Origin of the sequence: Sulfitobacter undariae, from assembly GCF_014196805.1 — a bacterium.
Classification (GTDB): Bacteria; Pseudomonadota; Alphaproteobacteria; order Rhodobacterales; family Rhodobacteraceae; genus Sulfitobacter; species Sulfitobacter undariae.
This window is the reverse complement of sequence record NZ_JACIEI010000015.1, coordinates 1-24,647: the sequence shown is the minus strand read 5'-3', so window position 1 is coordinate 24,647 and position 24,647 is coordinate 1. Positions and strand designations below refer to the sequence as shown.

The window sequence follows — 24,647 nt, the reverse complement described above, 5'->3', positions numbered from 1 at the left end:
TGAGCTGACACGAAAAGTGGAAATGGAGCGCAACACATGATTGCCTTGGAAAAACGCCCCGAGCCAAGCCGCGCGTTTTCACTGGCGGCACCGCTGCTGGCTGTGGCAGCCACGATGTTCTTTGGCGGCGTGTTGTTTGCCCTTTTGGGCAAAGACCCCTTTGAGGCAATTCAGACGATTTTTTGGGAACCGCTGTTTGGCCAACACTGGCGCTATTACAGCCCCCAACTGTTGATCAAAGGTGCCCCTCTGGTGCTGATTGCCATCGGTCTGAGCCTTGGGTTTAAGGCAGGCATCTGGAACATCGGCGCAGAAGGCCAGTACATTATGGGCGCGCTGTTTGGCGCGGGTGTGGGGCTGGCGTTTTATCCGACCGAAAGTGTATTTATCTTCCCCCTCATGGTCTTGGCTGGCGCATTGGGAGGCTGGCTGTGGGCGATGATCCCTGCGGTCCTCAAGGTGAAATTCGGCACAAACGAAATTCTGGTATCTTTGATGTTGGTCTATGTGGCCGAGCAGTTTTTGGCCTCCATGGCGCTGGGGCTGATGCGTAACCCGCAAGGCATGGGCTTTCCCGGGTCGCGCAATTTGCAACAATATGCCAGTGCGCATAACGCCGAACTCCTCTCGGGGACGGGCATGCACTGGGGGGTGGTTGCGGCATTTATTGCGGTGATCTTTGGTTATGTATTGCTGGCACGACACCGTCTGGGTTTTGCCATTCGGGTCACAGGAGACGCCCCGCGTGCGGCAGCATTTTCTGGCGTCAACCCTGCGCGACTGGTGCTGTTCTGCTTGGGCATGTCTGGCCTTTTGGCGGGGCTTGCCGGTGTGTTTGAGGTTGCAGGCCCTGCGGGGCAGGTGACGATTGATTTCAATGTAGGCTATGGGTTTACCGCAATTATCGTTGCGTTTTTAGGGCGCTTGCATCCAGTTGGCATTCTGCTGGCGGCGGCGCTGATGGCGCTAACCTATATTGGCGGCGATATTGCACAATCCAAACTGCAACTGCCCGCCGCCGCAATTCAAGTGTTTCAGGGAATGCTTCTTTTCTTCCTTTTGGCCCTTGACCTGTTCACAAACTATCGGCTGCGTTTGGGCCGCAAGGAGGTCGTTTAATGGATCTGTCGTCAATCAACCCGATCTTTTTTTTCGCAGGCTTCTTTGTGGCCGCAACGCCGCTGATTTTTGCCGCTGTGGGCGAATTGGTGGTCGAGAAAACCGGCGTCCTGAACCTTGGCGTTGAAGGCATGATGATCATGGGCGCGATCTGTGGTTTTGCCGTGGCCGTTGAGAGCGGCTCACCCCTGTTGGGGTTTTTAGCTGCTGCTGTCGGTGGCGCTGCCTTGAGCCTGCTGTTTGCGTTTTTAACCCAAGTGATGCTGGCCAATCAGGTAGCATCAGGGCTGGCGCTTACCTTGTTTGGTTTGGGTTTTTCTGCGCTCTTAGGACAAAGCTATGTCGGAGTAAAACCGCCACGGTTGCCCGATGTAAATTTCGGTATTTTGGGCGATATTCCCGTGTTTGGCCCAATTGTATTAAGCCACGACATCATCCTTTATCTGGGTCTGGTACTGGTCGTCGCTGTCTGGGCGCTTTTGAAATATTCGCGCGTCGGATTGGTCTTGCGGGCAGTGGGTGAAAACCATGATGCGGCCCACGCACTGGGGTTCAAGGTAAAGCGCATCCGCACACTCGCCATCATGTTTGGCGGCGCCTGTGCAGGTGTCGGCGGCGCATACATCAGCCTGATCCGCGTGCCGCAATGGACCGAAGGCATGACCGCCGGCATCGGCTGGATCGCCCTTGCACTGGTTGTATTCGCCTCATGGAAGCCACTCCGCTTGCTCTTGGGTGCCTATCTTTTTGGCGGGCTTGTGCAGTTGCAACTTAATCTCCAAGCTGCAGGCGTTGCTATTCCTGTCGAATATCTGGCAATGTCGCCGTATGTTATGACCATTGTTGTCCTTGTGCTTTTGTCGCGTGACAAGGGTGCTGCACCCGGATCACTTGGACGCATTTTCCACGCCTCATCCTGAGGCAACTCTATCCGCCAAAGAGCGGACAACGATCTAACGGGGAGAAACCTGAAATGAAATTCACCAAACTATTGGCCAGCGCTGCGCTGGTTATGGGGCTGGTTACAGCCGCCCACGCCCAAGATAAAACCAAGCTGGGTTTTGTTTACGTTGGCCCAATCGGCGATGGCGGCTGGACCCATGAACATGAAAAAGGCCGTTTGGCTGTTCAAGAACGCTTTGGCGACAAAGTTGAATCCGTCTACGTCGAAAGCGTAGCCGAAGGCCCTGACGCCGAGCGTGTGATGACGCAGATGGCGCTGGATGGTGCGGATATGATTTTTGCCACATCCTTTGGCTTTATGGACCCAACAATCAATGTTGCGGCCAAATTTCCAGACGTGAAATTCGAACACGCCACTGGTTACAAACGCGCCGATAACGTCAGCACCTATTCTGCACGGTTTTATGAAGGTCGCGCGATTCAGGGCCTCATCGCGGGCAAGATGACCAAATCCAACGTCGTGGGTTACATCGGCTCCTATCCTATCCCCGAAGTGATCCGTGGCATCAACTCGGCGTTCATCCACGCACGCAAAGCCAACCCTGACGTACAGTTCAAAATTGTCTGGGCCTACACATGGTTTGACCCTGCAAAAGAAGCAGACGCTGCCAAGGTTCTGATTGAACAAGGCGCGGACGTGATCCTGCAACACACAGACTCCACAGCACCCCAAGCAGCGGCCCAAGAAGCGGGCAATGTTGTGACCTTTGGTCAGGCATCCGACATGAGCCAATATGCGCCCTACCCGCGTGTTTCTTCCATCATTGATGACTGGGCGCCATACTACATTGCACGCACACAGGCGTTGATGGATGGCACATGGGAATCCAAAGACACATGGGACGGCATCGGCGCTGGCATGGTCGGCATCGGTGAAATCTCTGATGCGGTTCCTGCGGACATCAAAGCAGAAGCACTGGCGCTGAAAGCATCGCTGGCTGATGGCTCCTATCACGCCTTCACTGGCCCGCTGAACAAGCAAGATGGCACAGAGTTTCTGGCCGATGGCGCGACAGCAGATGACGCCACGCTTGCTGGCATGAACTTCTATGTTGAAGGCATCGAAGGCACGATCCCGCAATAAGCTGGATGATTGCCTAAGTTAAGAAGGCCCTGCCGTTTGGCGGGGCCTTTTTTGTTAGATATCCATATTTACTTTAGGAATTGCGACACAAACAAATGTTCGCCTCGCCGAGAGTTGCGCCGAGTGTGAACATCAAGAGACCACCAGCAGAGTTGGGCAAAGATGCTACACATCTGGCGTTGATCTCATTCGTTGGCTTGCTTTTGATACAGGCCAATCACTGCATCAGGCAGCGTGTTACCCATAATGCTTCCCTCCATTTTCAACCTTCAGTTGGCCCACCACAAACCCACGGTAGATTGTCAAAAATAGCCCCTTTCATCGCACCCATAAATCGTATTTAGCAATCTCAACACTGCCAATTTCTACCACTGGCGTCTCTCTTAAAACGCGCGCATCCTGTCTTTGTCTGGTCTACTCACGGAATATAGCCAAATGAAAAATGCCACCACTGAACTTTCGCAATCCTATACGGTCATCGGCTGGCACGAGTGTATCAGCCTGCCCGAGATGGGCCTGATGGATTTCGCGATTAAGGTCGACACCGGAGCAAAGACCACGGCTCTGCATGCAGAAAACATCGAGACGTTTATGCAAGACGGCCAAAAGTGGGTCCGTTTTACGGCTCCCGACATTGAGGGCAACCAAGGGCAGGTTTGCGAATTCCCTGTTTATGCCAACCGTGACATTACAAATACCAGCGGCACGCCGGAGACGCGTATCGTTATCCGCACACCCATGGTATTAGCAGGACGACAGTGGAAAATTGACATCTCCCTCACAGACCGTGGGAACATGCGGTTTCCACTCATTTTAGGCCGTCGCGCCTTGCGCAGCCGTAACATTCTTGTTCATCCCGACCAGTCATATCTGGTCAGTGACAAGCCAGACTTTGAAGGATCGAACTGATGAAAATTGCAATGCTTGCCCGCAACCCGAACCTCTATTCGCACAAGCGCCTGAAAGAGGCAGCAGAAGCGCGGGGTCATCAGTTGGATATCATCAACACGCTGCGCTGCTACATGAACATCGCAACGCGCCGTCCCGAGGTATATTACAACGGCGAGAAGCTGGAGGGCTATGACGCAGTCATTCCGCGCATCGGCGCTTCGGTAACGTTTTATGGCACGGCTGTTTTGCGGCAGTTTGAAATGCAGGGCGTCTACCCCCTGAATGAAAGCGTAGGCATTGGCCGTTCGCGGGATAAACTGCGCTCAATGCAATTGTTGGCGCGGGACGGCATTGGCCTGCCTGTCACAACATTTGCCCATGACCCCAAACAAACCGACGAAGTGTTGGCGCTGGCAGGCGGTGCGCCTGTGGTGATCAAGCTGCTGGAAGGGACGCAGGGCATCGGCGTGGTTCTGGCAGATACGAAACGTTCAGCCGTGTCTGTGGTTGAGGCGTTTCGCGGTGCGGGCGTGAACATCCTGCTGCAAGAATTCATCAAAGAAGCGGGCGGCACTGACATCCGCGCGATTGTTATCGGCAACAAAGTAGTTGCCGCGATGAAACGCACAGGCGCGGAAGGCGATTTCCGTTCCAACCTTCACCGTGGCGGCTCTGCCCAAGTGATCAAGCTTTCACCTGAAGAACGCTCAACAGCGATCCGTTCAGCCAAGGCAATGGGGCTGAATGTGTGCGGTGTTGATATGCTGCGTTCCAATCACGGGCCCGTGGTGATGGAGGTGAATTCATCCCCTGGTCTTGAAGGCGTTGAAAACGCGACCGGTCTGGATATTGCCGGCATGATCATCGAATACCTTGAAAAGAACGCCAAACCCAATGCAACCAAGACCAAAGGCAAGGGATGAAAAAACGCGCACCTTTTGAGATTGCGGGTAGCATTGTTGAGGCAGGCACCCGCAAGACCATCGAAATCCCTGTCAGCACGCTGTCGGATCACACACCGGTCACCTTGTCTGCGCATATTATCCATGGCCGCAGCGATGGCCCGACCACCTTTGTTAGCGCGGGCATCCATGGCGACGAGGTAATCGGCGTGGAAATCGTGCGCCGTATGTTGCGTTCCAAAAACCTCAAATCCCTGCGCGGTACTCTTATTGTGGTGCCGATTGTGAACACTTTCGGTTTTTTAAATCACTCGCGCTATCTACCTGATCGGCGCGATTTAAACCGCTGTTTCCCCGGCTCACCGCATGGTTCACTTGGGTCGCGGCTGGCGTATATTTTCCTGAACGAAATTGTGGCCCGTTGCACGCTCGGCATTGATCTGCATTCCGCTGCGGTGAACCGGATAAACCTGCCGCAGGTACGCGTGTCAGCCAACAACAGCGTAACCATGAAGCTGGCCAAAGCCTTTGGCGCGCCTGTAATCCTGACCAGTGCGTTGCGCGATGGTAGCCTGCGCCAAGAGAGCAAAAAGATCGGCGTCGATGTTGTGCTCTATGAAGCTGGCGAAGGCATGCGGTTTGACGAAATGTCGGTACGCGCTGGTGTTGCGGGTATCTTGCGGGTGCTTAAAGAAACCGGAATGTTGCCCAAAGCTGGCATCGCAGCGCCCAAAGCAGCACCCTTGCTGTGTTCCAACAGCCATTGGTTGCGTGCGCCTGCGGGGGGCTTGCTGCGCATGTACAAGGCCGAAGGGGATGTTGTGTCCGAAGGCGATATCGTTGCCGCGATTTCCGATCCGTTTGGCGAGGAAGAGATCGAAGTCACAACCCGCTATAGCGGCATCATCGTAGGACGTGCCGTTGTGCCGATTGTGCATGAAGGCGATGCCTTGCTGCACATCGCGGCTGTGAAATTTGGCGATATGGCCGAAGCTGCGGTGGACGAACTGGCCACGCAACTGGAAGAAGCACCGCTGTTTGACGAAGATGAAATCATCTGACGCTTGCGCAGCAGGGCAAAGCCACTAAGCTGGGGTGATGATCACACTTCATCACCTCAACAGGTCCCGCTCGCTGCGCATTCTCTGGCTTTTGGAAGAGATTGGCGCGCCCTATGATTTTGTGCTGCACGAACGCGATGCCCAGACCAATCTGGCCCCCGATGCGCTGCGTGCGCTGCATCCTTTGGGCAAATCCCCACTGATCCAGATGGACGGGGTGATGATCGCCGAAAGCGCCGCAATCACCGAATTGCTCTGCGCCAAATTCGCGCCCCAGATGATCCCTGACGCCAGCACTCCCGCCTATGCCCGCCATCTGGAGTTGATACATTTCGCCGAAGGCTCTGCCATGACGCCGGTTTTGCTAAACCTCTATGTTGGTCGTCTGGGCGACGCCGGTGCACCGCTGCATCCGCGTATTAAATCCGAATTAGAAAACCACTTTTCCTACATGGAAAGCGTGTTGCGCCCCTCTGGCCATTTTGTGCTGGACCACTTGTCAGCTGCGGACATCATGCTCAGCTTTCCTGCACAAATTGCCATGCGCATGGGCTACCGTGAAGCCTATCCCAAGTTGGCGGCATTTGTTGAGGCTCTTGAGGCGCGCCCCGCTTACATTCGCGCCGTGGAAAAAGGCGGCGTCTGATCCACACGCCCCATTGCAAAGCGCCTTCAGGGCTGGCACCAAAAGGGTATGAAAAATTCCCTGACCAGCCTTGATGGCACCCCCGCTAGCCGCCTTGCTTTTGGTACCATGCAATTCGGGGGCCGCGCCGATGCTACCGCCTCACGCGCGATGTTTGAGGCGGCACTGGATGCAGGTATTACCCATTTTGACACGGCCCATGTCTATACTGATGGCGCATCAGAAGAGCTGCTGGGCGCACTGGCCAAACCCCACCGCGACCGCCTGATCATCGCCACCAAAGCCGCCTATACAGGCGGCGCCACCCCCGAAAACATCCGCAACTCAGCAGAAACATCGCGCAAGCGGATGAAGATTGACGTGATTGATGCGCTTTACCTGCACCGTTTCGATCCTGACACCGACATGCATGACAGCTTTGAGGCGCTTGCCGATCTGAAGACCAAAGGTATCATTCGCCATGTGGGTATCTCGAACTTTGCCGCGTGGCAGGCTGTCAAAGCCGCCCAAATTGCCGCTAAATTCGATCTGGAAATCGCGTTGATCCAACCGATGTATAGTCTGGTCAAACGTCAAGCCGAGGTGGAGATTCTACCGATGGCGCAAGATATGGGAATGCTCTGTGCGCCTTATTCACCGCTTGGCGGCGGATTGCTGACAGGCAAATACGCCAGCGGCGGCACAGGGCGCCTGAGTGAAGATGCACGATATGCTGCGCGGTACCGATTTGACCATATGCACAGTGCCGCAGAGGGCCTCAGCACCATTGCCGCCCGTGAAAGCGTGGCCTCCGCCACCCTTGCCGTGGCGTGGGCGGCGGCACATCCTACCGCCCCCACACCGATCATTTCAGCCCGTTCGGCTGAGCAATTGGCACCCTCTCTCGCTGCGCTGGATTACACAATGCACAGTGATCTTTACACCGAATTGGCAGCCCTTGTGCCTGCCCCACCTCCCGCAACAGATAGGGCCGAAGAGCAATGAATAGTGATATCATCGTCATTGGAGGCGGTATCGCCGGCCTCTCCGCCGCAGCGCGTTTGTCTGTGGACGCAAACGTCACCGTTTTGGAGATGGAAAGCGCCACAGGCTACCATGCCTCGGGCCGTTCAGCCGCCTTGATTGAAGAAAATTACGGCGCACCTTCTGTGCAGGCCTTGAACCATGCCAGCATGGATTACTTCAATGAGGGGGGATATCTAAGCCAACGCGGCTTGTTGATTATCGCACAAGCCGATGATGAAGATGCTTTTCAGGCAGATGTCAAAACCATGGGCGTTCAGCCCATCGCGCCCAGCGAGGCGATGAAGCTTGTACCCGTTCTGGATGCCGCAAAATTGGGTTATGCGGGTTACCATGCCGAGGCTTTTGACATCGATACCGATCTATTGATGCAGGACTTCATCCGCACATTACGGGCCAATGGCGGCCAAGTCATTACCCAAGCTACTGTCACCGAAATCCGCCAAGACGCCAGCGGCTGGCACGTCAAAGCAGCTGGGGATGATTACACCGCGCCTACATTGGTCAATGCGGCAGGTGCTTGGGCTGATCTGGTGGCGGGCATTGCAGGGGTCACACCGCTGGGCATTATGCCGCACCGCCGCTCCATGGCGCGGATCGCCGCACCGGGGGGGCATGATCCGTCCAAATGGCCGATGTTCTTTGGCACGGGCGAAACATGGTACGCCAAGCCCGACGCAGGCGCGCTGCTTGTATCCCCTGCCGAAGAGGTTGCCACGCATCCCCATGACGCCTTTGCCGATGATATGACATTGGCCGAAGGTCTGGACCGTTACCAACAAATGGTGACAGAGGAAGTCACAAGGCCACTGGCTACATGGGCGGGCTTGCGCAGCTTTGCCCCTGATCGCACGCTGGTATTGGGCCGTGACTCCGAAGTTCCCGAATTCATCTGGTGTGCGGGTCAAGGCGGATATGGATTCCAAACCTCCCCTGCCGCTTCGGCCTTGCTGGCTGATCTGGTGACAGGCCGCACGCCCATATTGGACGCGGCAAGCGTAGCACAACTTAGCCCTAACAGGTTCCGCCCTTGAGCGCCCTTCCCCCCAGCGCCAGCATTGCCACACCGATAGAGGGCGGCAAATTACTTGCCCCTTCAGCGCTGCGCAATGTCACGCCGATTGTCGAAATGCTGCAAGAAATTGCACCAAAGCAGGGCCGCGCATTGGAAATCGCTTCGGGCACAGGCCAGCATGTTCTGGCGATGGCCGCTGCCCTGCCTGCGATCACATGGCAACCGACTGAAATCAGCGCCGAACGCCGTATCAGCATCGACGCCTACGCTGCTGACCAAGCAAATATCTTGCCCGCGCAACACCTTGATGCCGCACAAGCAGGCTGGGCCGCGACCCATGAAGCCTATGATCTGATCTATCTTGGCAACCTCCTGCATTTGATCCCGCAGGCCGCGGCGCTTACGGTGTTAAGCGAAGCGGCAGCCGCCCTCGCCGCCCATGGCACATTGGTGGTCTATGGCCCCTTCATGCGCGCGGGCCAGTTCACTTCTGAGGGCGATGCAAAATTTCACAGCGAATTATCTGCCGCCAACCCCGAAATCGGGTATAAGGATGACACTCGGATCAAACAGGTTCTTGCTGCCTCTGGCCTGCGCTTGAACGAGGTCCGCGATATGCCTGCCAATAACCTCAGCTTTATTGCCAAACGGGAACTGCCATGAAAATCCGCGCGACACTTGCAATCCTCCTTCTATCGGCGCTCGCCTCTTGCGGGGGCAACGATAAACCTGCCCCGATCGGGGCCGCTGTTGCGCCTAACTTCCAAGACGCGAAACCCGTGAATTTCAACAGCCCAACGCCCGCCCGCTACCGTGTGCACGGCATTGATGCCGCACGGTTCCAGACCAGTATCAACTGGTCCAGCGCACGGCGTAACGGTGTTAATTTTGCATTTCTAAAAGCCACCGAAGGTGGCGATCTGCTGGACCCTATGTTCCAAGACCATTGGCGCGGGGCGGGGCAAGCAGGGGTCGCACGCGGTGCATATCACTTTTACTATTTCTGCACCTCACCAGAGGTTCAGGCGAAGTGGTTCATCAAAAATGTACCCCGCAGCAAGGGTATGCTACCACCTGTTTTGGACATGGAGTGGAACCCGTTTTCCCCTACCTGCGCCCACCGCCGCCCAGACGCATCTGTGGTTCAAGACGAGATGCGCCGCTGGCTAAAGATCGTCGAGGCACATTACGGCCAGCGCACGATCATCTACACCACGCCACGGTTCTATGAGGAAAACAAACTGGCGAGTTTTAAGGGCTATGAATACTGGCTGCGAACAACCGCCAAAACCCCGCGCGAGGCATTCCCCGGTCAAAGCTGGCGTTTCTGGCAGTATTCGGCCACCGGCCTGATCGACGGCATCAAAGGCGAGGTAGACCTAAACGCCTTTTCCGGCACACCCGCCGACTGGTCCGCATGGCTGGCGACCCGAACGCTGAAATAGCATTAAAAATCCCCCATCGCGACAGGTAGCACGATGGGGAAATCCCTCAACCATCCAAACGAATGGTTGTGTTCTTAGGGTCATACGGGCTGTCCTCAACCACCTCGGCATCCCATAGCTGATCAAACATTTTGACCTTCAACTTAGTGCCAACCACCGCTGTCTCAGGCTTTACATAGCCCATGCCAATGGATTTTCCAAAAGCAACGGAATAGCCACCAGAGGTCAGGCGCCCTACACGAGTGTCGCCATGATACAGGACTTCACGGCCCCATGGGTCGGCGTCTGCTGGCCCGTCAATCAGCAGCGTCACACATTTGGCTTTGATCCCGTGGTCTATCATGGCCTGCTTGCCGTGGAAGTCTTTGTCCATGTTCACAAACCGCGGCAGATCGGCCTCTAGTGGGGTCGCGTCGCGGCCCAACTCTGTGCCGAAGGCACGGTATGATTTTTCCTGACGTAGCCAGTTTTGCGCGCGCGCGCCCACCAACTTCATGCCGTGTTTCTCGCCTGCCTTTTCCAACAGATCAAACAGGTGGTTTTGCATCTCAATCGGGTGGTGCAATTCCCAGCCCAATTCGCCTGTATAGGCTACACGGATCGCACGCACAGGGACCATGCCCAATTCGATGTTACGCATGGTCAGCCAAGGAAACCGTTTGTTGCTTAGCACCGTTTCGGGGTTTGCGTCTTTGACCACCTCGTTCAGCACATCGCGCGATTTCGGCCCTGCAATGGCAAAAACACCCCATTGCGTTGTTACGTCATGGCATTCGATATAGCCGAATTCAGGCGCTTTATCCTCAATCGCCTTGCGCAAATAGTCACTGTCATAAGCCGTCCAAGCACCTGCACTGACCAGATAGTATTCATCCTGCGCCAGACGCACGATGGTGTATTCGGTGCGTGTAGTCCCTGCCCCTGTCAGCGCATATGTCAGATTGATGCGCCCCACCGAGGGCAGTTTATTGCAGGTGAACCAATCCAGAAACGCAGTCGCCCCTGGTCCTTTGATAACATGTTTGGTGAATGCAGTGGCATCGATAAGGCCAACACCTTCACGCACGGCTTTTGCTTCTTCCATCGCGTATTTCCACCAACCTCCCCGGCGGAAGCTGCGGCTGTCGTGGTCGTTGAACCCTACTGGCGCGTAGTAGTTGGGGCGTTCCCATCCATTCACCCAACCAAATTGCGCGCCTCGCGCCGCTTGGCGGTCATAGGCCGGTGAGGTGCGCAGCGGACGGCAGGCAGGGCGTTCCTCATCAGGGTGGTGCAAGATATAGACATGCTCATAGGCTTCTTCGTTTTTGCGGGCTGCAAATTCAGTTGTCATCCACTCGCCATAACGCTTGGGGTCAAGCGATGCCATGTCGATCTCGGCCTCGCCATGGACCATCAATTGGGCAAGGTAATATCCCGTACCGCCAGCCGCCGTAATCCCAAAAGAGAACCCTTCAGCCAGCCACATGTTGCGCAGGCCCGGTGCCGGGCCGACCAGCGGGTTTCCGTCTGGCGTATAGCAAATCGGCCCGTTGAAATCATCCTTTAGCCCGCAATCCTCAGCCGTAGGGATACGGTGGTTCATCGCCATATACTGGCCCTCGATGCGGTCCAGATCCAGTTGGAACAAATCCGCACGGAAGCTGTCAGGCACTCCGTATTCAAATACTGCTGGCGCGTCTTTTTCATAAACACCCAAAATCCAGCCGCCGCGTTCTTCGCGCACATATGATTGCGCATCGGCGTCACGGATCACCGGATGCTCGACATTGCCTTCTGCGCGGAATTTCACCAACGCGGGGTCTTGGTCCATCACAATGAATTGGTGTTCTACAGGGATCGCAGGCATTTTGATGCCCAGCATCTGCGCCGTGCGCTGCGCGTGGTTGCCCGAGGCTGTCACGACATGTTCAGCAGTGATGACCAATTGTTCATCCGAAGGAACAAGGTTACCGCCCTTCTCGATCATCTTGGTCACGGTCACTTCCCATGCCTCACCGTTCCAATGGAACGCATCAGCCTGCCATTTCCGCTCAATCACCACGCCCCGTTGACGTGCGCCTTTGGCCATCGCCATGGTCACATCGGCGGGATTAATATAACCGTCGGTCTGGTGGTACAGTGCGCCTTTCAGGTCTTCGGTACGGATCAAGGGCCACTTCGCCTTAACCTCATCCGGTGTCATCCATTGATAAGGCACGCCGCAAGTCTCGGCGGTGGAGGCGTAGAGCATGTACTCGTCCATCCGCGCATCTGTTTGTGCCATGCGCAGGTTGCCCACAACGGCAAAGCCCGCGTTCAGTCCGGTTTCTTCCTCAAGTGTTTTGTAGAACTTGATGGAATAATCGTGAATATGGGTCGTGGCAAAAGACATGTTGAAATAGGGCAATAGCCCCGCCGCATGCCAAGTAGAACCTGATGTAAGCTCATCACGCTCCAGCAGCATCACGTCAGCCCAGCCCGCACGCGCCAGATGATAGGCAATCGAAGTCCCTACGGCGCCGCCGCCCACAACCAATGCTTTGACTTGAGTTTTCATGACACGATTCCCTTTTGCGCATTTTCCACCGTTGTAACCCGCACAATCAAATTGCGCGGGCAACTCACGACAAGACAGAGCAGAAAACCGACCAAACGGGAAAACGCAGCGGCAGCTAGGGCAGAATTTTACCGGGGTTCATGATGCCATCGGGATCAAGTGCGGCTTTGATGGTTTCCATCACGCCCACAGCGCCGCCCAGTTCTTTCACCAGATAGGGCCGTTTCCCCTGCCCGATCCCGTGTTCCCCCGTGCAGGTTCCGCCCAGAGAAATTGCATTTTGATTAAGCCAACTCACATAGGTTTCCGCCCGTGAGACATCTTCAGCATCGTCCATATCCACCAAAACAGAGGCATGGAAATTGCCATCCCCCGCGTGGCCGACAATCGGCGCAAGCAGACCCAGCTCGGCCGCTTTGTCATTCGCACCCCCCACCGCTTCGGCAAGTTTTGAGATCGGGACACAGACGTCCGTGGCAACAGCTTTGCAGCCCGGACGCAGCGTGAACATTGCCCAATAAGCATCATGGCGTGCCTGCCATAGTTTGGTCCGCTCCTCGACCGTGGTCGTCGCAGCATAGCCGGTTCCGCCGAACTCTTCTGCCAATGTGCCGAACGTCTCGGCCTGCTCGGACACGCCTGCATCCGAGCCGTGGAATTCCAATAACAACAACGGAGTTTCGGGCAATGTCAGTTTGGAATAGCCGTTCACTGCTTTGACGACCAAAGCATCCAGCAATTCAATCCGCGCGACAGGCAAACCATATTGGATCACCGCCATCACAGTCTGGCAGGCTGCCTCAACGGTGGGAAAGGAACAGCTTGCAGCGGAAATCGCTTCGGGGATGCCTTGCAAACGCAGCGTTACCTCGGTGATGATCCCCAATGTCCCTTCCGAGCCAACCATCAACCGCGTCAGATCATACCCCGCCGAGGATTTGCGCGCTCGGCTGGCGGTGCGGATAACTTCTCCATTCGGCATCACGACTTCAAGGCTCAGCACATTGTCTTTCATCGTACCGTAGCGCACCGCATTGGTACCAGAGGCCCGCGTGGCTGACATGCCGCCAATGCTGGCATCCGCACCCGGATCAATCGGGAAAAACAGACCTTGATCGCGCAAATGCGTATTCAGCGCCATCCGCGTCACACCCGGCTGCACCCGGCAATCCAGATCACCTGCGTTGACCTCTAGCACTTTGTTCATCTGGCTCATGTCGATGCTGATCCCGCCCGCAGGTGCGTTAACATGCCCCTCCAATGACGTGCCTGCACCGAAAGGAATGATCGGCACGCGGTGTGCTGCACAAACCTTGACCACATCGGATACATCTTGGGTTGAGCGCGCAAAAATCACCGCGTCTGGCGGCTGATTTACGATCCATGTGGTTGTATGCGCGTGCTGCTCACGGATTGACGCCCCCGTTTGGAGCTGTTCACCGAACTGCTGCTTGAGAATACCCAGAGCCGCAGCAATCCCGTCTTCGTTGCGTGCAAGTCCTGTTGCCTGAACCATCGGCCTATTCTCCTATTGCGATGCCTTCACGACGGGGATCTGCCCCGCCGGAAAGCGTGTCGCCTATTGATATTAAGTGCAGGCCAGATGTCATCGCGCCTGTTTTTGTCTCATACCCAACCGCTGCCAGCCCTTCCGCTAGGTTTTCAGCAGCGGTGCCTTCCTCAAGGTCATAGGTCCCAAAGCGATTGACCGCATGTGGCAGCGCCGTTGCGGCTTGGGGGTCCAACCCCCAATCTATCATGGCAACCAGTGCCTGCGCGGTATAGCCAATGATCCGGCTGCCGCCTGGCGACCCTGCAACGATCACAGGCGCGCCGTCTTTCATTACAATCGTCGGGGCCATAGACGACCGTGGCCGTTTCCCAGGTTCGACACGGTTGGCAATCGGGACCCCGCTTGTATGGCTGCGAAAAGAGAAATCTGTCAGTTCGTTATTGAGCATAAACCCACCAACCATCAGCCTGCTACCAAATCCGTTTTCGATGGACGCCGTCATCGAGGCGACATTACCCGCCGCGTCCACAATTGAGATATGCGAGGTCGAGGGCAGTTCGAGTGATGTATCCGCAGCCCAATTCAGCGCGTGATCAAATTCGGGCTGGCCCGCTGTCACCTCGGCCAAAGCTGTCTCTCCTGTCAGCAAGGTCGCGCGTTCAGCCAGATATGCAGGGTCTAACAACCCGCTGACAGGTACGGGCACATAGTCACTATCCGCCACGTAACGCCCACGGTCCGCAAATGCCAAGCGCGACGCATCTCCGATCAGGCGGCGCACGGTGATATCGTTCGGTCCCGCGCTCAGGTCATACCCCTCCAGCATCCCAAGGGTCTGGCCCACGGCAATGGCCCCTGACGAGGGCGGGCCCATGCCACACACGTCATATGAGCGGTATGGGGCGCAAACTGCGGGGCGTTCTTTGACGCGGTAGATCGCCATATCCACTTCGGAGAGCACGCCCGGATTTCCCTTTGCGCCTTGTACCGCTGCCACAATATCCCCAGCGAGATCGCCGGAATAGAATGCATCTACGCCCTGCGTACTCAACGTTCTGAGAGTTTGCGCATAGGCGGCATTTACCAAGGTCGAACCCGCAGCAATCCCAACACCCGAAGGCAGGAAGTAATTAGCAGTGGTGGCGGAGCTTGCCAGTTTTGACGCATCTTCGGCAACCAATTGCGCCAAACGCGGCGACACAGGGAAACCACTCTCGGCAAGGCCGATTGCAGGGGCCAGCAGGCTTGCCCAATCACGGTTCCCATAGCGCGCGTGTACCTCTGCCAGCAAGGCAGGTGTGCCCGGCACACCAACGGACCGCCCGCCTACAACGGCGTCAAAAAACTTCAGCGGGGCACCCTCGGCATCCTGAAACAGTTGCGGCGTTACAGCCAGCGGCGCGGTTTCGCGTCCGTCAAAAGTAGTGAGTTCGCCGCTCTTTGCATCATACCAAACCAGAAATGCGCCGCCGCCAAGGCCCGAGCTTTGCGGCTCGACCAATCCCAACATGACCTGCACGGCCACCAGCGCATCAGCAGCCGTTCCGCCTGCGGCCAGAACATCTGAACCCGCCTTTACCGCATAGGGATTGGCGGCAACCACCATCCAGTTTTTGGCCTCGACTGGTTTGCCTGCGGCCTTTGTTTGCAGCGCTTGCGTGATCTGTGGTGACAAGCTCTCAAATGCGCCCGCACTGGCGACCTCGGGTGCCACAGCATCCGCCGCTTGTTGCGCCCCAGCGGCACTTGCCGCCGCCATACACAGTCCTATCAGAATTCCACGCACCGCATTTCCTATCTTGGTTTATAGTTTCCTCAAAAATGAACCACTTTCACCGCATAACAAACTGTCGTGTCAAAGCATCGATGGAACAACCTGATCCGGTGGGCGGTGGCCATCATCAAAGGTCTTGATGTTGATGATCACTTTCTCACCCATCTCGATACGGCCCTCCAGCGTCGCAGACCCCATATGCGGCAGCAACACAACGTTATCCAGTTCGCGCAAACGTGGATTGATCTCTACGCCGTGTTCATAGACATCCAGCCCTGCGCCTTTCAGCTCTCCTGCACGGAGCATCCGCGTGAGTGCGTTTTCGTCAATCACTTCGCCCCGCGAGGTGTTCACAATCACCGCGTCAGGTTTCATCAACTTCAGACGTCGCGCATTCATCAGATGGAAGGTCGAAGGCGTATGGGGACAATTGACCGAGATCACATCCATCCGCGCCACCATCTGGTCGAGGCTCTCCCAATAGGTCGCTTGCAACTGCTGTTCGGTCTCGGGGCGCAGGCGGCGGCGGTTGTGGTAATGGATCTGCATCCCAAAGGCCGCCGCACGGCGCGCCACAGCCTGCCCGATGCGACCCATGCCAAGGATACCCAAACGGCGGCCCGAGATTCGTCCGCCCAATAGCGCATTAGGCGCCCAGCCGTCCCACTCGCCTTTTTGCATCTTTGCCATGCCTTCCGGCATCCGCCGCGTCACTGCCATCAGCAATGCCATCGTCATATCCGCGGTGTCTTCCGTCAGCACGCCCGGCGTATTAGAAACCAGAATCCCCTGCTGCCGCGCTGTGGCGACATCAATGTGATCCACCCCTGCACCATAATTTGCTATCAGCTTGAGCCGCCCGCCCGCTTGGGAAATCAGCGCGTTGTCTATCTGATCCGTGATGGTAGGCACCAAAACATCACAAGTTTTAATTGCCTCAGCAAGCTCGCTACGGGTCATGGGGCTTTCGGTGTCGCGCAGGCGCACATCGAATAATTCGGCCAGTCGCGTCTCGACGACCTCTGGCAACCGTCGCGTGACTACAACACTCAGTTGTTGTTTTGACATAATTCAATCTCCGGTCTTGGCGTTTGGCATTTTCTAGGCACATGGTGTACCAGTACGCGACGAGGCACAAGAACCCCGCGCGTTCCAAGAGCAAGACCACAAAAATAAAATTCAGTGCAGGCAGCACATCATGAACAGATCAAAATTGCGCAACACATGCGTGGGCCTCTTCGGCACGCTTGCCGTTATCCTCTCTGTCGGCTTTGGAACACCTGTTCTAGCTGATAGCGAGGTTGTCATCACAGCGAGCGTTGAGACAGGTCAGGTCACAAACAGACCCATTCCCCGATTCGTCTCTCTGAAGGCGTCGGAAGGTAACGTGCGGCGCGGGCCATCTCTGACGCATCGCATTGATTGGGTCTTTAAACGCCGCGACATGCCGCTACGTATCACCGCTGAATATGGCAACTGGCGCCGCGTAGAAGACCGCGACGGTATGGGCGGCTGGATTCACTACTCGCTTTTGTCAGGGACCCGTACCGTGCTGGTCGAAAAAGACATGCTTACACTTCATGCGCGTCCCGACCCTTCCTCGCTGGTCACAGCCGCGCTGGAGATGGGCGTGGTTGCACGGGTCAGTGAATGTAACCCTGAATGGTGTTATCTTCGCTCTGGTGGGTTCAAAGGCTGGGCACCCAAAGCCCGTCTATGGGGTGTCCGCCCACAGGAAGTTTTTGACTGATTGAACCTCGGCACCTTACGGATCATTGTGCAAATTCAATGCTTGATCCAAAGGACAACCGCCAATGCAATCCATTTCCTATAGTCGTTTCGGCACCGCCGCCGATGTACTTGAACTCAAAACTATCGACACACCCGCGCCAGCCGCTGGCGAAGTCACGGTTCGGATGGTGTTCTCTGGCGTAAACCCGTCGGATATCAAGGCGCGGGCAGGCAGCAGACCCGGTGTTCTCAAACCCGCATTTCCGCAAGTTGTCCCGCACAGCGATGGGGCCGGCGTTATCGAAGCTGTTGGCCAAGGTGTAGACGCCTCGCGCATTGGCACCCGCGTCTGGATTTGGAACGGCCAATGGCAACGTGCATTTGGCACCGCCTCCACCCATATCACCCTACCTGCCGAGCAAGCCGTCGCATTGCCCGACGCAGTCCGCTTTGAGACAGGCGCAATCCTGGGCATTCCAGGCCTGACAGCTGCCGAAGCAGTCTTTGGCGGTGGTGACGTGACGGGCCAAACTTTGCTCATCTCCGGTGCAGGCGGCACCGTAGGCTATCTGGCCGTGCAGCTGGCCGTTTGGGGCGGCGCGAAGGTCATCGCGACATGCAGCGCCCGTGACGTAGACCGCGTGAAAGCCGCTGGCGCTGAAACAATCCTCGACTACCGTTCAGAGACCCTGTCAGAGGACATTCTGGCAGCCAACGCTGGCGCACCCGTTGACCGTATCCTTGAGGTCGAGTTCGGTGCGAATGTTGTGATGAACGCAGAAACAATCGCACCTAATGGCACAATAGCAGCCTATGGATCGCAGATCGAAATGTCCCCGACCTTGCCTTTTGGCCCCTTGCTGTTCAAAGCCGCCACAATCGACATCATTCTGATTTATCTCCTACCGCTGGAAAAGCGCCTTGAACGGATCACACGCCTGCACGACGCCCTCGCCGCAGGCGCATTGACGTGCCCCGTTGAAAAAGTGTTTCCCTTGCACGATTGCGCAGCGGCCCATGATGCCGTGTTAAAAGGTGCGCGTGCGGGCGCAATCCTTGTTGATTGCAGCTAGTCACACCTACAGGGTTTGCATAAAATGCGGGGTGGTCCTACACTTTGGTGCCATTGACCACCCCGTTATTTTATAGCTTTTCCCATTGTGAGATTTCATGCGCATTGCTGTCCTATTGATCTGCCTGCTGCTGCCGCTTAGCGCCCAGTCGCAGACCGTCAGCCAACCCACTGGCACCATCACCATCGACGACAGCGCAACGCAAGACGCAGCGATGGCCAACCGAATCCGTGGGATTCTGGGTGAGTTGGAAGGGTTTGACGATATCACCGTGACCGTCAGTTCCGGCATTGTGACCTTGCGCGGTAACACATTGGACATGCCTACAGCCCAACGGCTTGCCGAATTGGTCGGCCGCGTGGAAGGTGTGGTGGCCATCGAAAATGAAGTCACCGAGACAACCGATGTTGTTCAACGCCTCAACCCAGCGGTTGAACGTTTCTTGATCCGCGCCCGTCAGATGATCGCGTTTTTACCGCTGGCGATGATTGCCCTATCCCTATTTTTACTGATTATTTTACTGGGCTTTGCCCTCGCGCGGCGTAAACAACCTTGGGAGCGGCTGGCTCCGAATGCATTCATCGCCGACATTTACCGCCAGATTGTGCGGCTGGTGTTTGTGATTGGCGGCCTCGTCGCGGCATTGGACATCCTGAATGCAACGGCTCTTTTGTCGGGCATCCTTGGCGCGGCGGGTATTGTCGGCCTCGCCATTGGCTTTGCGGTAAAAGATACGGTTGAAAACTTTATCGCCTCTATCATGCTGTCCATCCGCCAACCCTTTCGCCCCAATGACACGGTTGAGATTGAAGGCGACACTGGCAAGGTTATTCGCCTGACATCTCGCGCAACAATCCTGCTCAGCTTTGACGGCAATCAAATCCGAATTCCAAATTCAACCGTGTTCAAAAGCCGGATCGTGAACTTCTCTCGCAACGCGGAACGTCGCTTCACGTTTTCGCTGGGAGTCGCGCCCGAGGCCGATCTGGCCCATGCACAAGCACTGGCTCTGTCCACATTAGAGGCCCTGCCCTTTGTTCTGGATGACCCCCATGCTTCCGCATGGATAGAATCAGTTGATGACAGCTCGGTCACGATGGGCATGGCCGCGTGGATAAACCAAAACGAAACCAGCATCGTGCTTGCCCGCTCCGAGGCGATACGATTGGTGCAGGCTGCATATGACACCGCAGCCATTGGCGCCCAAGCACCGGCCTACCGCCTGCTGCACGAGGGCGGCCTGGACCCTTCTCAGCTCCAACCCACAAAATCAGCCATATCAGATCCTGAAGGCCCTGATATGCAAGCCCCGCCTGCCCGCGAGGTCGATGCCGTGGAGGATGAACAACTCAGCCGAATTGTTGATCAGGAACGTGCAGGAGAACAAATAGATTTGCTGCGCACAAACGCAGAGCAAGAATAACTGCCGGATATGCAAAATTTTGACAAAAAACGTCTTGCACCCCGCGCAATCCCCGCCTATGAAGCCCCCAAGTTGGGGTGTAGCCAAGCGGTAAGGCAACGCTTTTTGGTAGCGTGTACCGTAGGTTCGAATCCTACCACCCCAGCCATTCTTCCTCTAAATCAGCAATAAATAAGAGCTTTTCGGCACTTCACGCCAAAGCGGTATCCCACCTGCCTCAAGGTGAGATACACAGTGGGATACACCCCACAGTCACAAACAGATACCTCAAGCATTGGTCGAAGCACTCTGCCGCCCCCTTCCTCATACGGCGGGGCCAAATTTTTTATTTCCTGAAGAGACTACCAAGAAAAATCTCAAAAAAGGGATCCAACCATTTTTTGCGTCTCTCATTACGCACCGACCTCCCTTTCGACGCCGTAAAACGCGCAGCTGCGCTGCTTACGGTCTACGAGAGAGAGGAACTAAAAATCGTGGATGCCATAACAAACAACACCCTGTCCCCAAGCGAAGCAAGAATTCTGCTGACGGAAATGTTGAGAGACGAATTGGGTCAATTGCTTTCCAAGCAGCAAGACTTCTCAAATTGGGAAGACTGTGAACTGGATGCGCGAATTGAAGCTCTGGAAGCAGAGAACGCGGCCCTACGACGCGAGGCAAGACGCGGAAAGTGGGATAACGTGCAGACCCCCCTTACAAAGGCCAGTGCGCTCACCTCAATCGTCCTACCAAAGCCCACGACAAGTGATCTTGGACGTCAGGCCATTTCCCTCAAACGCCGACTTAATGAAGTCGAGATGGCTGTGTTGGACGGCGACGATATCAACCAGGCGACAAAAGGCATGCTCGAAGAGCACGGGTCCACACCCCTTGAAGAATTCGTAAAAGCACCTGTCCTGATATCGCACGCCTGGGAACAAACACTGAAGAACTACCCAACAGTTTCAATGAGGCCGAACATCAATGGCATTGGCAGGCTCGCGACAGAATTCTTCGGAGATGTCCCAGTCGCTTCAATCCACAAAGAAAGACAGATAGAGTTCTTTGTATGGCTCTCGCGGCTGCCTCGAAAGCACGGAAAGTCACACGGCAAGAACCGCTATAACTCTCACGCCAAGGTAATCACCAAGAACTTTGAGATTTCCGAAGCCGACGCACATGATTTTGCAGTCACAGAAAGGATTAGGGGCCGCAATGACATTTCCACCCCTGAAAAAAGATCCTTGTTAGCCGAAGAGCTCACACCTCGGGTGACAATAGCCAACATCAGAAAGCTCAGAGATAGCCTGAACCGCATTTTCAAAGGTGCGGGTGATCTGGGCATCGAGCCGCCAGTCGCGCTCCCCTATAAAATTATAGAAAATGTGATTAAAGCCAACATTCCAAATGATGCGCTTTATGTCCGAGTAACCAAGCCCAAAATCCGGGTGACATGGTCGGAAGAACGGCTTGCTAAATTTTTAACCTCCCCAATTTACACAGGATGCGCATCCAAACACCGCCGCTGGAAACCCGGGAGTGTCATCATCCGCGACGCGACCTACTGGATTCCCCTCATCGTTTTATCACTGGGCACGCGTATCGAAGAAATCACACTACTTAGACGCAAAGATGTGAGATATCGCAACGGAACCTATTGTTTAGCCATAGGAACAGCGCCCGAGCAATCGATCAAAACAGAGGACAGCCAGAGGGTGATCCCCCTGCCGCAAATATTGCTAGATCTCGGCTTTATGCAATGGTTTCAAAGCCTCACGGACGAGCACGGACCGCTGCTATTTCCAGAGGCCGCGTGTCGGTCAGAGGTGAATGCTGCATCAAGTGCCTTTGGAAAGCATTTTGTTCGCATTCTCGAAAAACTCGATCTCAGAGCTTTTAATGAAGATTTCTACGCGCTTCGAAAAACATTCTCGAGCATGCTACGCGAGGCTGATGTCCAAGATGGTCAACGGTAGGCAATAGCTGGTCACAGTCACGGAAGTATCCTTAACATCCACTACACGGCGCACAAAACCAAAGACCTCAAAAAAGCAGTGGATCTTGCTGATTTTAAGTTGGAAATCGGAAATAGGATTGGATACGGGTTCCCAACTGTCCTGGGCTGCAATCTTGCCCAAATGAGTTCGTTACAAGTCAATATCACTCTGACCGATACCTCAGAAGCCGCCACAATCATAATTCAAGATCCAGATCACGAAAAACCGGTCTTCAGTTTTGAAAGGCAAGTCGGTTGTTCAACTGATGCTCTCCGCGAGGCAGCAAAAGGCTTGCACACCATTGTGGCAGAACATTCTCTAGTCCTGCCGAGCAACGTAAGGAAACGAGCTGCATTTGAGCATTTTCAAGCTTTAGCTTAACCCCTCCACCTCTACTAAAACAATCTAACTACAAGACCCCGAAGGCATTGCTCTCGGGGTTTTATAGTATGCTAACGATGGGCTTTGTTGCACAAATCAGGCTGGGGTTGGACTTCCCCTGACCCCGGACGGATTTAGCCTGCGGTTTCGGTCTTCGGAATGCCAAGTGCAGTGAAGCCGTTGAGGATCGCGGCCCGGATTTGGATCTCTGCGACCTGACGATCGAAGTCGCGGGCCATGAGCGATTGCCCCAGTAGTTTCAGACAATGCATCCACTGACTGGCAGGGTTATGCGCAGCATGATCCCGAGAGGTTTGGTTTCGACGCGGCTTCGGCGGTGGTATCCGGTGACTTGCCGCCACAGTGAGCGGCCAAGGTACTTTGAGGATCGAACTGCTTCGTTTCGTGCCCTGGCTCCGGGTGTGTCAGATTTCCATAACTTCGCATTCTTGCGCGGTGGAATGACAGCATAGGCATTGCGGGCTGCAATCGCATCGTGGCATTTGCGGGTGTCGTAGGCCCCATCTCCAGTGACACTGCCAATCTCTTCGTCCGGTGGGATCTGATCGAGTAAGTCAGGTAACATAGGGGCATCACCGATGCTGCTACTCGTGACCTCGACGGCACGTACCTCTAGTGTTTCCTCATCGATCCCGATGTGGATTTTGCGCCAAAGGCGACGTTTAGGGCCGCCATGTTTACGGGCGTTCCATTCACCTTCGCCCTCCGCCTTGATGCCTGTGCTATCTATCAGAAGGTGCAAGGGCCCCGATGAGCCCCGGAATGGGATCGCGACCGATAACGTTCTCTGCCGTCGACACAAAGTGCTGAAGTTTGGCACTGTCCAGTTCAGCCCGGCCAATTCCAGCAGACTTCCGACAAACCCCGTAGTCTGCCTCAAGGGCAATCCAAACAGAACCTTGAGCCCCTCTCGGGACATTGCTTTGCAATGCCCTGCCGGGCAGTGGTCAGGCAGGCTTGTATCACCGCATCACTGTAGGCCTGCTGACGTCCCCTCTGGCCAGATGGTGTCGCATCCCACACCATTTCCGCGTCAAACCAGATCGATAGCGAACCGCGCTGCTTCAGGGCTTAGTTGTAGTCTGACCAGTTCTTGGTCTTGTAAGTCGTCGGTGTCCAGCTGCTCATTCTCTCCAGCTACCACACCGGATTCATACAGTGAATCCCATCAACTGATTTGTGCAACAAAGCCCTAACGATGCCATCTATGAGGCTTTTTCCCGAACAGGAAATGCTTATAGAGTTACACAATTGAACAATATTTTTGGATGGGCAATCTTATGGCCTTCATAAGTATTTATTTTGTCGGCGCTTTGTCGGCTCTCAAATCTCAATATTTTCGTTTTAAGTCAATGTATTGACTAAAGTGTCGGCTGTCGGCCAAGGCTATCAAAAAAGCAATCAAACCAATTATTCGTCAAAATAAATCGTACCCAAGTCGCCTGCACAACAAAACCAACGAGAAGTGCAGAATATGACAAACACCAAGAAGAAGACGAACCAATACCACGATCAACTTTTCTCCGAAATGAAAGTTTACGAAAACGGTAGAAAACGTCCTCTAAATCAAAAAGAATGCGATGAACTCATTGCCATGTTGAAGTTCAAAGAGCGCCCAGAAGCGCTTTCGATCGCCCCGCTGATACCAAAAGGATCGTATTTAGAGCGATTGCTCCGCTTCTTTGACGATACTGATACCAGTTACACATTGCCCCTTTGGCAATTAATCATGATTGCTTCGTCGCACCTAACCCAAGGCAGGGCATATTTGCCGATCCCTGGGCTGCCGGACCACAGCCCGATACTTTGGACAATCGCTTTGGCCCCCTCCGCCAGCTCTAAGACACTTGCAACCAAAACCGTTGCCCAAATATTAACAAATAACGACGGCTCAAGTAGCCTTCGAATGTTCCCCTCCGGCGGAACGGATGCGCAATGGATCGTCGATCTTGCCGACAACAACGGATCCTATTGGACCTGTCGCGGTTTGATGCCGCTCCTTTGATAGCATTTACTGTAACAAAGGAGATAAACTATGGGACTGAAACGGACGGACGAATTTCGCCA

General features: G+C 55.2%; 21 protein-coding genes, 1 tRNA gene and 1 pseudogene. 18 read left to right on the top strand and 5 right to left on the bottom strand.

All coding sequences use genetic code 11. The features are described 5' to 3' along the window. Positions 1 to 36: 36 nt before the first annotated feature. The 11 genes from GGR95_RS15420 (at position 37) to GGR95_RS15370 (ending at position 10,149) form a co-directional block, all read left to right on the top strand. Complete coding sequence (locus GGR95_RS15420) at positions 37 to 1,119, top strand: ABC transporter permease (RefSeq protein WP_184567451.1); 1,083 nt, start codon at positions 37 to 39, stop codon at positions 1,117 to 1,119. Further along, complete coding sequence (locus GGR95_RS15415) at positions 1,119 to 2,039, top strand: ABC transporter permease (RefSeq protein ID WP_184567449.1); 921 nt, start codon at positions 1,119 to 1,121, stop codon at positions 2,037 to 2,039. The genes GGR95_RS15420 and GGR95_RS15415 overlap by 1 nt, the downstream gene beginning before the upstream one ends. A 53-nt stretch (positions 2,040 to 2,092) precedes the next feature. Beyond that, positions 2,093 to 3,166 carry a BMP family ABC transporter substrate-binding protein gene (locus GGR95_RS15410; protein ID WP_184567447.1) on the top strand — a complete coding sequence of 358 codons (1,074 nt, stop codon included), beginning with the start codon at positions 2,093 to 2,095 and terminating at the stop codon, positions 3,164 to 3,166. Between the two features lie 435 nt (positions 3,167 to 3,601). Next, positions 3,602 to 4,075: an ATP-dependent zinc protease family protein gene (locus GGR95_RS15405; protein WP_184567445.1), complete on the top strand. Its 474-nt coding sequence runs from the start codon at positions 3,602 to 3,604 to the stop codon at positions 4,073 to 4,075. Next, positions 4,075 to 4,980 (top strand): 30S ribosomal protein S6--L-glutamate ligase, encoded by a 906-nt coding sequence (gene rimK, locus GGR95_RS15400; RefSeq protein WP_184567443.1) that lies wholly within the window; start codon positions 4,075 to 4,077, stop codon positions 4,978 to 4,980. Before GGR95_RS15405 ends, rimK begins: the two co-directional genes overlap by 1 nt. After that, the gene (locus GGR95_RS15395) at positions 4,977 to 6,020 is read left to right on the top strand and encodes a succinylglutamate desuccinylase/aspartoacylase family protein (RefSeq protein ID WP_184567441.1); all 1,044 of its coding nucleotides are present in this window, start codon (positions 4,977 to 4,979) and stop codon (positions 6,018 to 6,020) included. The genes rimK and GGR95_RS15395 overlap by 4 nt, the downstream gene beginning before the upstream one ends. Positions 6,021 to 6,057: 37 nt before the next feature. Beyond that, complete coding sequence (locus GGR95_RS15390) at positions 6,058 to 6,666, top strand: glutathione S-transferase family protein (RefSeq protein WP_184567439.1); 609 nt, start codon at positions 6,058 to 6,060, stop codon at positions 6,664 to 6,666. A 48-nt stretch (positions 6,667 to 6,714) separates the two neighbouring features. Beyond that, positions 6,715 to 7,650: an aldo/keto reductase gene (locus GGR95_RS15385; protein WP_184567437.1), complete on the top strand. Its 936-nt coding sequence runs from the start codon at positions 6,715 to 6,717 to the stop codon at positions 7,648 to 7,650. Further along, on the top strand, positions 7,647 to 8,723 hold the full coding sequence (locus GGR95_RS15380; protein ID WP_184567435.1) for an NAD(P)/FAD-dependent oxidoreductase: 1,077 nt from the start codon (positions 7,647 to 7,649) through the stop codon (positions 8,721 to 8,723). The genes GGR95_RS15385 and GGR95_RS15380 overlap by 4 nt, the downstream gene beginning before the upstream one ends. After that, on the top strand, positions 8,720 to 9,367 hold the full coding sequence (locus GGR95_RS15375) for a DUF938 domain-containing protein (protein WP_184567432.1): 648 nt from the start codon (positions 8,720 to 8,722) through the stop codon (positions 9,365 to 9,367). Before GGR95_RS15380 ends, GGR95_RS15375 begins: the two co-directional genes overlap by 4 nt. Further along, positions 9,364 to 10,149 (top strand): glycoside hydrolase family 25 protein, encoded by a 786-nt coding sequence (locus GGR95_RS15370; protein ID WP_184567430.1) that lies wholly within the window; start codon positions 9,364 to 9,366, stop codon positions 10,147 to 10,149. Before GGR95_RS15375 ends, GGR95_RS15370 begins: the two co-directional genes overlap by 4 nt. A 46-nt stretch (positions 10,150 to 10,195) precedes the next feature. Here GGR95_RS15370 and GGR95_RS15365 read toward each other — a convergent pair whose 3' ends face one another. From GGR95_RS15365 to GGR95_RS15350, 4 genes are all read right to left on the bottom strand, one after another. Continuing rightward, positions 10,196 to 12,688 (bottom strand): GcvT family protein, encoded by a 2,493-nt coding sequence (locus tag GGR95_RS15365; RefSeq protein ID WP_184567429.1) that lies wholly within the window; start codon positions 12,686 to 12,688, stop codon positions 10,196 to 10,198. A 115-nt stretch (positions 12,689 to 12,803) separates the two neighbouring features. Then, the gene (locus tag GGR95_RS15360; protein ID WP_184567427.1) at positions 12,804 to 14,204 is read right to left on the bottom strand and encodes an FAD-binding oxidoreductase; all 1,401 of its coding nucleotides are present in this window, start codon (positions 14,202 to 14,204) and stop codon (positions 12,804 to 12,806) included. 4 nt (positions 14,205 to 14,208) lie between these two features. Then, on the bottom strand, positions 14,209 to 15,960 hold the full coding sequence (gene ggt, locus GGR95_RS15355; protein WP_184567425.1) for a gamma-glutamyltransferase: 1,752 nt from the start codon (positions 15,958 to 15,960) through the stop codon (positions 14,209 to 14,211). Between the two features lie 96 nt (positions 15,961 to 16,056). Beyond that, entirely contained in the window at positions 16,057 to 17,043 is a 987-nt protein-coding gene (locus GGR95_RS15350) for a 2-hydroxyacid dehydrogenase (protein WP_184567423.1), read from the bottom strand. 130 nt (positions 17,044 to 17,173) lie between these two features. Here GGR95_RS15350 and GGR95_RS15345 point away from each other — a divergent pair, with 130 nt between their 5' ends. From GGR95_RS15345 to GGR95_RS15320, 6 genes are all read left to right on the top strand, one after another. Then, complete coding sequence (locus GGR95_RS15345) at positions 17,174 to 17,725, top strand: SH3 domain-containing protein (RefSeq protein WP_184567421.1); 552 nt, start codon at positions 17,174 to 17,176, stop codon at positions 17,723 to 17,725. 64 nt (positions 17,726 to 17,789) lie between these two features. After that, a complete protein-coding gene (locus tag GGR95_RS15340) occupies positions 17,790 to 18,779 on the top strand; it encodes an NADPH:quinone reductase (RefSeq protein ID WP_184567419.1) in 990 nt (329 codons plus the stop codon). 97 nt (positions 18,780 to 18,876) lie between these two features. Next, positions 18,877 to 20,202 (top strand): mechanosensitive ion channel family protein, encoded by a 1,326-nt coding sequence (locus GGR95_RS15335; protein ID WP_184567417.1) that lies wholly within the window; start codon positions 18,877 to 18,879, stop codon positions 20,200 to 20,202. A 73-nt stretch (positions 20,203 to 20,275) separates the two neighbouring features. Beyond that, positions 20,276 to 20,350, top strand: a tRNA-Gln gene (locus GGR95_RS15330). 325 nt (positions 20,351 to 20,675) lie between these two features. Further along, entirely contained in the window at positions 20,676 to 22,157 is a 1,482-nt protein-coding gene (locus GGR95_RS15325) for a site-specific integrase (RefSeq protein ID WP_184567415.1), read from the top strand. 78 nt (positions 22,158 to 22,235) lie between these two features. Further along, positions 22,236 to 22,559, top strand: a complete 324-nt coding sequence (locus tag GGR95_RS15320) for a hypothetical protein (RefSeq protein ID WP_184567413.1) — start codon at positions 22,236 to 22,238, stop codon at positions 22,557 to 22,559. 134 nt (positions 22,560 to 22,693) lie between these two features. On the opposite strand, the pseudogene GGR95_RS15315 reads toward GGR95_RS15320, so the two are convergent. Beyond that, a pseudogene (locus GGR95_RS15315) lies at positions 22,694 to 23,648 on the bottom strand (IS5 family transposase). Positions 23,649 to 24,054: 406 nt separating this feature from the next. On the opposite strand from GGR95_RS15315, the gene GGR95_RS15310 reads away from it, so the two are divergent. Beyond that, a complete protein-coding gene (locus GGR95_RS15310; RefSeq protein ID WP_184567411.1) occupies positions 24,055 to 24,585 on the top strand; it encodes a hypothetical protein in 531 nt (176 codons plus the stop codon). Positions 24,586 to 24,647: the final 62 nt, after the last annotated feature.

What these genes read in the sequence shown, in the direction of transcription:
- GGR95_RS15420 (WP_184567451.1), top strand. Translation starts at nt 37, where the DNA reads ATGATTGCCTTGGAAAAACGCCCCGAGCCAAGCCGCGCGTTTTCACTG.
- GGR95_RS15415 (WP_184567449.1), top strand. Translation starts at nt 1,119, where the DNA reads ATGGATCTGTCGTCAATCAACCCGATCTTTTTTTTCGCAGGCTTCTTT.
- GGR95_RS15410 (WP_184567447.1), top strand. Translation starts at nt 2,093, where the DNA reads ATGAAATTCACCAAACTATTGGCCAGCGCTGCGCTGGTTATGGGGCTG.
- GGR95_RS15405 (WP_184567445.1), top strand. Translation starts at nt 3,602, where the DNA reads ATGAAAAATGCCACCACTGAACTTTCGCAATCCTATACGGTCATCGGC.
- rimK (WP_184567443.1), top strand. Translation starts at nt 4,075, where the DNA reads ATGAAAATTGCAATGCTTGCCCGCAACCCGAACCTCTATTCGCACAAG.
- GGR95_RS15395 (WP_184567441.1), top strand. Translation starts at nt 4,977, where the DNA reads ATGAAAAAACGCGCACCTTTTGAGATTGCGGGTAGCATTGTTGAGGCA.
- GGR95_RS15390 (WP_184567439.1), top strand. Translation starts at nt 6,058, where the DNA reads ATGATCACACTTCATCACCTCAACAGGTCCCGCTCGCTGCGCATTCTC.
- GGR95_RS15385 (WP_184567437.1), top strand. Translation starts at nt 6,715, where the DNA reads ATGAAAAATTCCCTGACCAGCCTTGATGGCACCCCCGCTAGCCGCCTT.
- GGR95_RS15380 (WP_184567435.1), top strand. Translation starts at nt 7,647, where the DNA reads ATGAATAGTGATATCATCGTCATTGGAGGCGGTATCGCCGGCCTCTCC.
- GGR95_RS15370 (WP_184567430.1), top strand. Translation starts at nt 9,364, where the DNA reads ATGAAAATCCGCGCGACACTTGCAATCCTCCTTCTATCGGCGCTCGCC.
- GGR95_RS15365 (WP_184567429.1), bottom strand. Translation starts at nt 12,688, where the DNA reads ATGAAAACTCAAGTCAAAGCATTGGTTGTGGGCGGCGGCGCCGTAGGG.
- GGR95_RS15360 (WP_184567427.1), bottom strand. Translation starts at nt 14,204, where the DNA reads ATGGTTCAGGCAACAGGACTTGCACGCAACGAAGACGGGATTGCTGCG.
- ggt (WP_184567425.1), bottom strand. Translation starts at nt 15,960, where the DNA reads ATGGCGGCGGCAAGTGCCGCTGGGGCGCAACAAGCGGCGGATGCTGTG.
- GGR95_RS15350 (WP_184567423.1), bottom strand. Translation starts at nt 17,043, where the DNA reads ATGTCAAAACAACAACTGAGTGTTGTAGTCACGCGACGGTTGCCAGAG.
- GGR95_RS15345 (WP_184567421.1), top strand. Translation starts at nt 17,174, where the DNA reads ATGAACAGATCAAAATTGCGCAACACATGCGTGGGCCTCTTCGGCACG.
- GGR95_RS15340 (WP_184567419.1), top strand. Translation starts at nt 17,790, where the DNA reads ATGCAATCCATTTCCTATAGTCGTTTCGGCACCGCCGCCGATGTACTT.
- GGR95_RS15335 (WP_184567417.1), top strand. Translation starts at nt 18,877, where the DNA reads ATGCGCATTGCTGTCCTATTGATCTGCCTGCTGCTGCCGCTTAGCGCC.
- GGR95_RS15310 (WP_184567411.1), top strand. Translation starts at nt 24,055, where the DNA reads ATGACAAACACCAAGAAGAAGACGAACCAATACCACGATCAACTTTTC.